Below are 12,922 nucleotides of genomic sequence, written 5' to 3' on the forward strand. Positions count from 1 at the left end.
TCCACACCGCCGGTGTTCTTGATGACGGTGTTCTTGACGCGTTGACGCCGGAGCGTTTCGCGTACGTCTTGCGTCCCAAGGTCGACGCGGCGCGCCACCTGCACGAGCTGACGGTCGAGCTGGGTATCGATCTTGCGGCGTTCGTGCTGTTCTCGTCCATGAGCGGCACCATCGGCGCAGCGGGGCAGGGCAACTACGCGGCTGCGAACGCCTATCTGGACGCGTTGGCCGAGCAGCGTCGTGCCGACGGTCTCGCCGCTACGTCTCTTGCGTGGGGTCCGTGGGCCGAGGGCGGCATGGCCGCCGACGCGGAGCTCGACGCCCGGATGCGGCGGGGCGGTGTTCCGCCGATGGATGCCGATCTGGCGATCTCGGCGTTCGGCCGGGCGGCCGGTTCCGGTGACGCGGCGCTGACGATCATGGACGTCGACTGGTCCCGGTTCGCCCCCAGCTTCACCGCCGTACGGGCCGGCCGACTCCTCGCCGACCTGCCCGAGGCGGCAGCGGTCGTCGGCGCTGCCGAGGAGGACGTTCGCCCGGCGTCCGCCGGATCGTCGCTCGCGCAGCGGCTCCGGTCGATGACCGAAGAGGACCGCGAGCCGTTCCTGCTGGAGCTCGTGCGCGCCCAGGTCGCCGAGGTGCTCGGGCACTCCGGTGCCAGGGACATCGAGACGGGGCGGGCGTTCCGCGAGATCGGCTTCGACTCGCTGACCGCCGTCGAGCTGCGCAACCGGCTCGGCGCCGCCACCGAACTGCGGCTGCCGGCCACGCTCGTCTACGACTACCCGACGCCCCTCGCGCTCGCCGCTCACCTCCGTACCGAACTGCTCGGCGCGGAGATCGTGGCGGCCGGGCCGACGATCACGGCGGTCGATGACGATCCCATCGCGATCGTGGCGATGAGCTGCCGCTTCCCGGGCGGGGTCCGTACTCCCGAGGACCTGTGGCGGCTGCTCGCCTCGGGCGGTGACGCCATCTCCGACCTGCCGCTGGACCGGGGCTGGGACGTCGAGACGCTGTACGACGCGGACCCCGACGCGCAGGGCACCTCGTACGCGCGAGCCGGCGGGTTCCTGTACGACGCGGCCGACTTCGACGCCGACTTCTTCGGGATCTCGCCGCGCGAGGCGCTGGCGATGGACCCGCAGCAGCGGCTGCTCCTGGAAACCTCCTGGGAGGCCTTCGAGCGGGCCGGCATCGACCCGGAGACCCTGCGCGGCAGCCAGGCCGGTGTCTTCGTCGGCACCAACGGCCAGGACTACCTGTCCGTACTGCTCGAGGAGCCCGAAGGCCTTGAGGGCCACCTGGGCACCGGCAATGCGGCCAGCGTCGTCTCCGGACGTCTCTCCTACGTGTTCGGCCTGGAGGGTCCGGCGGTCACCGTCGACACCGCGTGCTCGTCGTCGCTGGTCGCCCTGCACTGGGCCATCCAGGCGCTGCGCAACGGCGAGTGCTCGCTCGCCCTGGCCGGTGGCGTGACCGTGATGTCCACGCCGGGTACGTTCATCGAGTTCAGCCGCCAGCGGGGGCTCGCGGCGGACGGCCGCATCAAGGCGTTCGCCGCCGGCGCCGACGGTACGGGCTGGGGCGAGGGCGTCGGCATGCTGCTCGTCGAGCGGCTGTCCGACGCGCAGCGCAACGGGCACCCGGTGCTGGCGGTCGTACGCGGTTCGGCGATCAACCAGGACGGCGCCAGCAACGGTCTGACCGCTCCCAACGGCCCCTCCCAGCAGCGCGTCATCCGTGCCGCCCTCGCGAGCGCCGGTCTGTCGGCGGCCGATGTGGACGCCGTGGAAGCGCACGGTACGGGCACGACGCTGGGCGACCCGATCGAGGCGCAGGCGCTGCTGGCCACCTACGGCCAGGACCGGCCGGAGGACCGGCCGCTGTGGCTCGGCTCCATCAAGTCGAACATCGGCCACACCCAGGCCGCCGCCGGTGTCGCCGGCGTCATCAAGATGGTGCTGGCGATGCAGAACGGCCTGCTCCCGCAGAGCCTGCACATCGACGCCCCGTCCCCCCAGGTCGACTGGGAAGCCGGGGACATCGCCCTGCTGACCGAGCCGAAGGAGTGGCCGGAGACCGGCCGCCCGCGTCGGGCGGGCATCTCTTCGTTCGGCTTCAGCGGCACGAACGCCCACACCATCATCGAGCAGGCCCCGGCCCCGGTGCGGGGGGAGACGGACCCGGCCGGCGACACGGCTCCGGAACCGGCCTTCCTCCCGCTGGTGCTCTCGGCCAAGAACGACGACGCGCTGCGTGGCCAGGCGGACAACCTCCGCGCGCGGCTCGTCGCCGCTCCCGAACTGGGCCTGGCCGACGTCGGTCGCACGCTGACCACCGGCCGCTCCTCGTTCGAGCGCCGGGCGGCGGTGGTGGCCGGTGACCGTGAGGGCCTGCTGGCAGGTCTCGCGGCCCTGACGGAAGGCGCTGCGTCGGCGGGTGTGGTGACCGGTTCGCCGGTGGCGGGCAAGGTGGCGTTCCTGTTCACGGGGCAGGGCAGCCAGCGGTTGGGCATGGGTCGTGAGCTGTACGAGGCTTTCCCGATGTTCGCGGAGACGCTGGACGCGGTCTGCTCGCACTTGGAGCTGCCGCTGAAGGACGTGCTGTTCGGCACGGACGGCGAGACGCTCGACCGTACGGAGTTCACCCAGCCCGCGTTGTTCGCGGTGGAGGTGGCGCTGTTCCGGCTGGTGGAGTCGTGGGGCGTGAAGCCCGACTTCGTGGCCGGGCATTCGATCGGTGAGATCGCGGCCGCGCACGTGGCGGGTGTGTTCTCGCTGGAGGACGCGTGCACGCTCGTTGCCGCGCGTGGGCGGTTGATGCAGGCGCTGCCTGCTGGTGGCGTGATGATCGCGGTGCAGGCGTCGGAGGACGAGGTCCTGCCGCTGCTGACCGAGCGGGTGAGCATCGCGGCGATCAACGGGCCGCAGTCGGTCGTCATCGCGGGTGACGAGGACGTGGCCGTCGCTATCGCCGAGCACTTCGAGGAGCTGGGTCGTAAGACCAAGCGGCTGAGCGTGAGCCATGCGTTCCACTCGCCGCACATGGACGGGATGCTGGACGACTTCCGTACCGTCGCGGAGTCGATCTCGTACGAGACCCCCCGGATCCCCGTCGTGTCGAACCTGACCGGTGCGGTCGTCTCCGACGACGAGATGGCGTCCCCCGACTTCTGGGTACGGCATGTCCGGGACGCGGTCCGGTTCCTGGACGGGATTCGTGCCCTGGAGGCCGCCGGGGTCACCACATACCTCGAACTCGGGCCGGACGGTGTGCTCTCCGCGCTGGCGCAGGAATGCGTGACGGAGGCCGCGTCGGCGTTCGTCCCCTTCGTGCGGCGCGGACGTCATGAGGTCGAGACGGCCATGACGGCCCTCGCTCAGCTACACGTCCGTGGCACGGCCGTCGACTGGGAGGCGCTCTACGGCGTCGGCGGTCGGCGGGTCGATCTGCCGACGTACGCGTTCCAGCGGCAGCGGTTTTGGCCGGAGGCGCCGTCGGTGGGCGTTGTGCCGGTTGCCGGGGGCGTCGATGCGGTGGACGCCGGGTTCTGGGAGGCCGTCGAGCGCGAGGATCTCGCGTCGCTGGTCACGGAGCTGGACGTGGACGAGACGGCGCTGGGTGAGGTCATGCCGGCCCTGTCGGCGTGGCGTCGGCAGCGGCGGGTGCGGTCGGAGGTGGACGGCTGGCGTTACCGGGTGTCGTGGAAGCCGTTGGCGGAGTTGTCGTCGGGTGCGCGGTTGTCCGGGGCGTGGCTGGTCGTGGTGCCTGCCGGTGCCGAGGACCATGCTGTGGTGCGTGGTCTGTCCGGGCGGGGCGCCGAGGTCCGGTGCGTCAGCGTTGAGGCTGACGTTGACCGGGCCGGGCTGGCGGAGTTGCTGGCCGGGGTGGGTTCTCCGGTTGGTGTGGTGTCGCTGTTGGCGTTGGACGAGGCTGCTGGGCTTGTTGCGACGGTTGGTCTGGTGCAGGCGCTGGGTGATGCCGGTGTCGATGCTCCGTTGTGGTGTGTGACGCGTGGTGCGGTGTCGGTGGGTCGTTCGGACCGGCTGGTGTCGGTGGTGCAGGCGCAGGTGTGGGGTCTGGGGCGGGTTGCCGCGCTGGAGGTTCCGCAGCGTTGGGGCGGGCTGGTCGATCTGCCGGAGGTGCTGGACGAGCGGGCGTTGTCCCGTTTCGTGGGTGTTCTGGCGGCTGCTGGTTCTGGTGAGGACCAGGTGGCGGTGCGGTCTTCGGGTGTCTTCGGGCGTCGGTTGGTGCGTGCGGCCGGTGCGGGGGGCACGGACTGGGTGCCGAGTGGCACGGTTCTGGTGACCGGTGGCACGGGTGCGCTGGGTGGCCGGGTCGCGCGGTGGCTGGCTGGGGCGGGCGCTGAGCGGCTGGTGCTGTCCAGCCGTCGCGGCCTGGACGCTCCGGGCGCTGCTGAGCTGGTGGACGAGTTGTCGGCGTACGGTGTCGAGGTTTCGGTGGTGGCGTGTGACGCTGCTGACCGTGAGGCGCTGCGGGCGCTGCTCGCTGCTGAGACGGAGTCGCTGACCGCTGTCATCCACACGGCCGGTGTTCTGGACGATGGTGTGCTGGATGCTCTGACGCCGGAGCGTGTGGATGGTGTTCTGCGGGCGAAGGCGGTGTCCGCACGGAACCTGCACGAGCTGACGGTCGAGCTGGGTATCGACCTGTCCGCGTTCGTGCTGTTCTCGTCCATGAGCGGCACCATCGGCACGGCCGGGCAGGCCAACTACGCGGCTGCGAACGCCTATCTGGACGCGCTGGCCGAGCAGCGTCGTGCCGACGGTCTCGCCGCTACGTCTCTTGCGTGGGGTCCGTGGGCCGAGGGCGGTATGGCCGCCGACGCGGAGCTGGACGCCCGGATGCGGCGGGGCGGTGTTCCGCCGATGGACGCGGATCTGGCGATCTCGGCGTTCGGCCGGGCGGCCGGTTCCGGTGACGCGGCGCTGACGATCATGGACGTCGACTGGTCCCGGTTCACCCCGGGCTTCACCGCCGTACGGGCATGCCGACTCTTCACCGACCTGCCCGAGGCGAGCCACGCTCTGGCGCAGCGGGATGACACCGCTGGTCGGGACGGCGGCGAGGGCGGCGCACGCGCCCGGCACTCGCTGGGCCGCCGGCTCGCCGAGCTGTCCGCCGCCGAGCAGGAGCGCATGCTGCTCGACCTCGTACGCAAGGAGGTGGCCGCGGTACTCGGCCACGCGGGCGTGGAGCGCGTCGGCGCGGGGCGGGCGTTCAAGGAGCTGGGCTTCGATTCGCTGACCGCCGTCGAGCTGCGCAACCGGCTCGGGGCGGCCACCGAGCTGACGCTCCCGGCCACGCTCGTCTACGACTACCCCACCTCCGCCGCCCTCGCGGACTACCTGCGGGGCGAGCTGCTCGGCACCGGGACCGTGGTGACCGGACCGGTGACGCGGGCCGTGACCGACGACGACCCGATCGCGATCGTGGCCATGAGCTGCCGCTTCCCCGGCGGGGTCCGTACCCCCGAGGACCTGTGGCAGTTGCTGGCCACCGGCGGCGACGCCATCGGCGAGTTCCCGGCCGACCGTGGCTGGGACGCGGAGTCGCTGTTCGGCCCGCAGTCCGCCGAGGACACCCCGTACGCCCGAGAAGGCGGGTTCCTCTACGACGTGGCGGACTTCGACCCGGCGTTCTTCGGGATCTCGCCGCGCGAGGCGCTGGCGATGGACCCGCAGCAGCGGTTGCTGCTGGAGACGTCGTGGGAGGCGTTCGAACGGGCGGGTATCGACCCGTCGTCGCTGCGGGGCAGCCAGGCCGGTGTCTTCGTCGGCACCAACGGCCAGGACTACCTCTCCCTCGTGCTGAACTCCGCCGACGGTGGCGACGGCTTCATGAGCACCGGCAATTCCGCGAGCGTGGTCTCCGGCCGGCTCTCGTACGTGTTCGGCATGGAGGGTCCGGCGGTCACGGTGGACACGGCGTGCTCCGCGTCCCTCGTGGCGCTGCACCTCGCGGTGCAGGCGCTCCGGAACGGGGAGTGCTCGCTGGCACTGGCCGGTGGCGTGACCGTGATGTCCACGCCAGGTGCCTTCGTCGAGTTCAGTCGCCAGCGGGGTCTTGCGGCGGACGGCCGTATCAAGGCGTTCGCCGCCGGCGCCGACGGTACGGGCTGGGGTGAGGGCGTCGGCATGCTGCTCGTGGAGCGGCTGTCGGACGCCCGCAAGAACGGGCACCCGGTGCTGGCCGTGGTCCGTGGCTCGGCGGTCAACCAGGACGGTGCCAGCAATGGCCTCACGGCGCCCAACGGGCCTTCCCAGCAGCGCGTGATCCGCGCCGCCCTGGCGAGCGCGGGCCTGTCGGCCGCCGATGTCGACGCCGTCGAGGCGCACGGCACCGGCACCAGGCTCGGTGACCCCATCGAGGCGCAGGCGCTGCTGGCCACCTACGGCCAGGACCGGCCGGAGGACCGGCCGCTGCTGCTCGGCTCCATCAAGTCGAACATCGGGCACACCCAGGCCGCCGCAGGTGTCGCGGGCCTGATGAAGATGGTGCTGGCGATGCAGCACGGAGTGCTCCCACAGACCCTCCACGTGGACGAGCCGACCCCGCACGTCGACTGGACGGCCGGGGACATCGCCCTGCTGACCGAGCGGACGGCCTGGCCGGAGACCGGCCGCCCCCGCCGCGCGGGCGTCTCGTCCTTCGGCGTGAGCGGCACCAACGCCCACACCATCCTGGAGGAGGCACCGCCGCTCCCGGCCCCGGCCGAGCCCACGACCGACCGGCCCGAGAACAGCCCGGCCACCGTCGCGTGGGTCCTCTCGGGCAGGACCGAAGGGGCCCTCCGCGACCAGGCGGAGCGCCTCCGCGCCCATCTCGACACCCACGGCGGCCTGCGCCCGGTGGACGTCGGTCACTCGCTCGCGACCGGCAGGGCGGCACTCGACCACCGTGCCGTGCTGGTCGCGGAGGACCACGACGAGTTCCGCCAGGCGCTGACCGCGCTGGCGACGGGTGGGTCCGCCACCCGGCTCGTACGGGGCGTCGCCGGCCCGGACCAGCAGACGGCCTTCCTGTTCACGGGGCAGGGCAGCCAGCGGCTGGGCATGGGCCGTGAGTTGTACGAGGCCTACCCGGTGTTCGCCGACGCAATGGACGCGATCGGCGCCCACATGGACCTGCCGCTGAAGGATGTGCTGTTCGGGGCCGATGGTGAGGCGCTGGACCGGACGGAGTTCACGCAGCCGGCGCTGTTCGCGGTCGAGGTGGCGCTGTTCCGGCTGCTGGAGAGCTGGGGCGTGAAGCCGGACTTCCTGGCCGGGCATTCGATCGGCGAGATCGCCGCCGCCCATGTGGCCGGGGTCCTGTCCCTGGAGGACGCCTGCACGCTGGTGGCAGCACGCGGACGTCTGATGCAGGCGCTGCCTGGTGGTGGCGTGATGATCGCGGTGCAGGCGTCGGAGGACGAGGTTCTTCCGCTGCTCAGCGACCGGGTGAGCATCGCGGCGATCAACGGTCCGCAGTCGGTCGTGGTCGCGGGTGATGAGGTCGACGCGGCGTCCATCGCCGGACGTTTCGAGGAGTTGGGTCGTAAGACCAAGCGACTGACGGTGAGTCATGCGTTCCACTCGCCGCACATGGACGGCATGCTCGCCGACTTCCGCAAGGTCGCCGAGAGCCTGTCGTACGCGTCCCCGCGCATTCCGGTGGTCTCGAACTTGACCGGTGCGCTGGTCACGGACGAGATGGGTTCGGCGGACTTCTGGGTACGTCATGTCCGCGAGGCCGTGCGGTTCCTGGACGGCGTCCGCGCGCTGGAGGCCGCCGGGGTCACCACGTACCTCGAGCTCGGTCCGGACGGTGTGCTGTTGGCGCTCGCCCAGGACTGCCTGACCGGTGACACCGACACGGCGGTCTTCGCGCCCGCCCTCCGCTCCGGCCGACCGGAGACGGAAACGATCGCCACCGCTCTCGCCCAGGCCTACGTCCGGGGCGTGACGGTCGACTGGGGCGCGTACTACTCCGGTACCGGCGCCCGGCGGGTCGACCTGCCGACGTACGCCTTCCAGCGTGAGCGGTACTGGATCGACTCCTTCGCCGAGTTCGACGACGTCACCTCGGTCGGCATCGGTGCCGCCGGGCACCCGCTGCTGGGTGCCGCGGTGGAGCTGCCGGACTCGGACGGGTTCCTGTTCACCGGGCGGCTCTCCCTCCGCACGCACCCGTGGCTCGCCGATCACGCGGTGGCCGACACCGTCGTGCTGCCCGGCGCCGCCTTCGTCGAGCTGGCCGTCCGCGCCGGTGACGAGGTCGGGTGCGAGGTCGTGGAGGAGCTGACGCTGGAGGCACCGCTCGTGCTCCCCGAGTCGGGTGCCGTGCAGCTCCGCGTCACCGTCGGCGCGGCGGACGACCGAGGGCGCCGTCCGGTCCAGGTGCACGGCCGCGCGGAGACGGCCGGTTCGGCCGGGCTCACGGGCGGGGCCTGGCTCCGTCACGCGACCGGGCACCTCACCACCGACACCGACACCGACACCGACACCGCCACAAACACCGGCACCGCCACCGCCGCAGTCACCGACGCCGGCCAGTGGCCGCCCGCCGGTGCCGAGCGGGTCCCGGTCGACGCGGTGCTCGACCGTCTGACGGCCGCCGGGCTTCACCACGGGCCCGCGTTCCGGACGCTGGCCGAGGTGTGGTCGCGCGGCGAGGAGGTGTTCGTCGAGGCCCGGCTCTCCGACGACGTACGGTCGTCGGCGGCCCGGTTCGCCCTGCACCCGGCCCTGCTCGACGCCGCGTCACAGGCGCTGGCGGCCGGCCCGGGCGGTACGGGTGATACGGCTGGTACGGGCAGGACCCCGCTCGTCTGGCGCGGGGTGCGGCTGTACGCGGTCGGGGCCGACGCGCTGCGTCTGCGGATCACTCCGTCCGGGAAGGACACCGTGTCCGTCGCGGTGGCCGACGAGCGGGGCGCGCCCGTCGCGTCCGTCGAGTCGCTGGTGACGGGGGAGGTCGACGCCGCACGGTTCACCGTCCTCCCGGACGGCGGCCACGAGTCGCTGTTCCGCCTCGACTGGGTGCGGACCACGGCTCCGGCACGGCCGACCGCCGCTCCTTCGCTTTCCGCTTCCGCCGCGGTGGTCGTCGGTGACGCCGGGGGCTCCCTCGCCGAGGTGCTGAAGGCGACCGGTCTCACCGTCGAGGCGTACGACGACCTGGACGCCCTCGACACGGCCCTCGCCGCCGGGCGGGCGGTGCCGGAAACGGTGTACGTCCCGTTCTTCGCGGCCACGTCCCCGGCGGCGGAGGTGTCCGCGGGCCTCGCGGACGAGGTGCGCACGGCGACGCACCGCGCGCTGGCGACGGTGCAGGGCTGGCTCGACAACGGCCGGTTCACCGACGCGCGGCTGGCCGTCGTCACCCGGGGCGCCGTGGCCACGGGCACGGAAGCGGACCCGGAAGCCGGTGACCTCGCGCACGCCCCGGTGTGGGGCCTGGTGCGCGCGGCGCAGACCGAGAACCCGGGCCGGTTCGTCCTCGTCGACCTCGACGGTGACGACGCCTCCGTCCGGGCGCTGCCCACGGCGGTCGCCTCGGACGAGCCCGAACTGGCCGTGCGCGGCGGGGCGGTCCACGCGCCCCGCCTGGCCCGGGTGGCCGCCGGGGCCGTCCCGGGTGACGGCGGCCGCCGGATCGACCCGCAGGGCACGGTCCTGGTCACCGGGGCGAGCGGTGGGCTCGCCGGGCTCTTCGCCCGTCACCTGGTCGCCGAGCACGGCGTACGGCACCTGCTGCTCACCAGCCGCCGTGGTGCCGAGGCCGAAGGCGCCGCGGAGCTCACGGCCGCCCTCACCGGGGCGGGCGCGGACGTCACCTGGGCGGCGTGCGACGTGGCCGACCGTGACGCGCTGGCCGCGCTGCTGGGCTCCGTACCCGCCGAGCACCCGCTGACGGCGGTCGTGCACACCGCGGCCGTCCTCGACGACGGAGTCGTGGACCTGCTCACGCCCGAGCGGGTGGACCGGGTGCTGCGCCCCAAGGCGGAAGCCGCGCTCCACCTGCACGAACTGACCCGCGACCTCGACCTGTCGGCGTTCGTGCTGTTCTCCGCGGCCGCCGGCACGCTCGGCGGCGCCGGGCAGGCCAACTACGCGGCGGCCAACGTCTTCCTCGACGCCCTCGCCCGCCACCGCAGGGCCCGCGGGCTGACCGCCCTGTCCCTGGTCTGGGGCATGTGGGCCGAGGAGCGCGGCATGGCCGGCCGGCTCACCGGCGCCGAGCGGAGCAGGGCCGCGCGCGGCGGGGTATCGCCGCTGTCGGCGGCGGAGGGACTGGCACTGTTCGACGCGGCCCTCGCGGCGGACGAACCCGTCCTCGTACCGGTCGGGATCGACCTGCCGACCGTACGGGCCCGTGCCGCCGACGGCGAGGTCCTGCCGATGTTCCGCGGTCTGGTACGCACCCCGGTCCGCAGGTCCGCCCGTGGCACGGACCGCCCGGCGGAGACCGGGGCCGCGGACGGCGCCGGTGAGCGGACGGTGGCCCAGCGGCTCGCCGAACTGCCGCCCGCCGAGCGGGAGCGCACCGTACTGGACCTGGTGCGCGGCCACGTGGCCGCCGTACTCGGATACAAGTCGGCCGAACTCGTCGGAGAGGCCCAGGCGTTCAAGGAGCTGGGCTTCGACTCCCTCACCGCGGTCGAGCTGCGCAACCGGCTCAACGCCGCGACCGGTCTGCGACTGGCGGCCACGCTGGTCTACGACCACCCGACCCCGGCCGCCCTGGCCCGGCACCTGCTGGGCGAGGTGGCACCGGACACGGCGGAGCGCAAGCTCTCCGTACTGGAGGAACTCGACCGGCTGGAGAGCACCTTCTCCTCGCTGGCCCCCGAGGAACTGTCGGCGGCGGCCGGCGACGAGGCCGCGCACGCGCGGGTCGCGGTACGCCTCCAGACCCTGCTGGCCCAGTGGAACGCCGCCCGCCAGGCGGAGGACGAGACGGGAGCCAGCGAGATCGAAGAGGCGAGTGACGACGAGCTGTTCGCCCTCATCGACAAGAAGTTCGGCCAGGGCTGACCCCGGCCCCCGGGACGTACCGCCGGCATTCCCCGGCGGTACGTCCCACCCCCGGCCCGGGAAACGCCCCACCGCAAGAAATCCCAGAACTTTCCGAGTGCGTGCGAACACCTCCACGACTCGACCATGCGAATAGGTGAAGAGCCAGTGGCGAACGAAGCGAAGCTCCGCGAGTACCTCAAGAAAGTCACCACGGACCTCGACGAGGCGTACGGACGTCTGCGGGAGATCGAGAGCCAGGCCCACGAGCCGATAGCCATCACGGCCATGAGTTGCCGCTTCCCGGGCGGTGTACGGTCCCCCGAGGCGCTGTGGGAATTGCTGAGCCGTGACGGCGACGCGCTCACTGCGTTCCCCACGGACCGCGGCTGGGACCTCGACAACCTGTTCTCGGACGACCCCGACGACCACGGCACGTCCGTGACGCGCGAAGGCGGCTTCCTCGCCGACGCGTCCGCCTTCGACGCGGCCTTCTTCGGGATCTCGCCCCGGGAGGCCATGGCGATGGACCCGCAGCAGCGCCTGCTGCTGGAAACCTCCTGGGAGGCGTTCGAGCGTGCGGGCATCGACCCGGGGACGCTGCGGGGCAGCCGGTCCGGGGTGTTCGTCGGCATCAACGGCTCCGACTACCTCACCCCGCTCCTGGAGGCGGCCGAGGACTACGCGGGGCACCTGGGCACCGGCAACGCCTCCAGCGTGATGTCCGGCCGGCTGTCGTACACCTTCGGTCTCGAAGGCCCGGCGGTCACCGTCGACACCGCCTGCTCCGCCTCGCTGGTCGCCCTCCACCTGGCCGTCCAGGCGCTGCGCAACGGTGAGTGCACGCTCGCCGTCGCGGGCGGTGTGCACGTGATGTCCACCCCGGGGCTGTTCGTCGAGTTCAGCAAGCAGCGCGGGCTCGCCACCGACGGCCGCTGCAAGGCGTTCGCGGCCGCCGCCGACGGGTTCGGCCCGGCGGAAGGCGTCGGCGTCCTGCTGCTGGAGCGGCTCTCCGACGCCCGCAAGAACGGGCACCCGGTGCTGGCGGTCGTGCGCGGTTCGGCGGTCAACCAGGACGGCGCGAGCAACGGCCTGACCGCCCCGAACGGCCCGTCCCAGCAGCGCGTCATCCGCCAGGCCCTGGCCAACGCCCGGCTCTCGGCCGACCAGGTCGACGCCGTGGAGGCCCACGGCACCGGCACCAGCCTCGGCGACCCCATCGAGGCCCAGGCGCTGATCGCCACGTACGGCCAGGACCGGCCGGCCGACCGGCCGCTGCTGCTCGGCTCGGTCAAGTCGAACATCGGCCACACGCAGGCCGCGGCGGGCGTGGCGGGCGTCATCAAAATGGTCCTCGCGATGCAGCACGGCGTACTGCCCCGAAGCCTGCACATCGACGAGCCGTCCCCGCACATCGACTGGGAGTCCGGCACGGTGTCGCTGCTCACCGAGCCGACCGCATGGCCCGAGACCACGCATCCGCGCCGTGCGGGTGTGTCGTCGTTCGGGTTCAGCGGGACGAACGCGCATGTGATCGTGGAGCAGGCGCCGGAGGTTTCCCCGGTCGAGGGTGATGCCGGTGGTGGCGCCGACGGCGGTGGTGCTGCCGCTGGTGGCGGTGGTGGGCTTGCGGTGGTGCCGTGGGTGTTGTCGGGCAAGAGTGCGGGGGCGTTGCGGGCGCAGGCGGAGCGGTTGTCGGGTTGGCTCGCGGGTGCGCCGGGTGCCGGTGTGGTGGATGTGGGCTGGTCGTTGGCGTCGTCGCGGGCGGCTTTGGAGCACCGGGCGGTGGTCCTGGCCGATCAGGTGGCGGGTGTGGAGGCGGTGGCGTCGGGGGCGATGGCCGCGAACGTGGTGACGGGTTCGGTCGTCGCGGGCAAGACGGCGTTCTTGTTCCCGGG

Annotated in this window: 2 protein-coding genes; both read left to right on the top strand. The window is 72.7% G+C overall.

Annotated elements, in window-relative coordinates:
* Nucleotides 1–11,045: type I polyketide synthase (locus ACF068_RS32095; protein WP_392277839.1), on the top strand; the 11,045-nt coding region annotated here is incomplete at its 5' end.
* Nucleotides 11,046–11,192: 147 nt separating this feature from the next.
* Nucleotides 11,193–12,922: type I polyketide synthase (locus ACF068_RS32100; protein WP_392277840.1), on the top strand; the 1,730-nt coding region annotated here is incomplete at its 3' end.

This window comes from Streptomyces sp. NPDC016309, assembly GCF_043077235.1.
Taxonomy (GTDB): Bacteria; Actinomycetota; Actinomycetes; order Streptomycetales; family Streptomycetaceae; genus Streptomyces.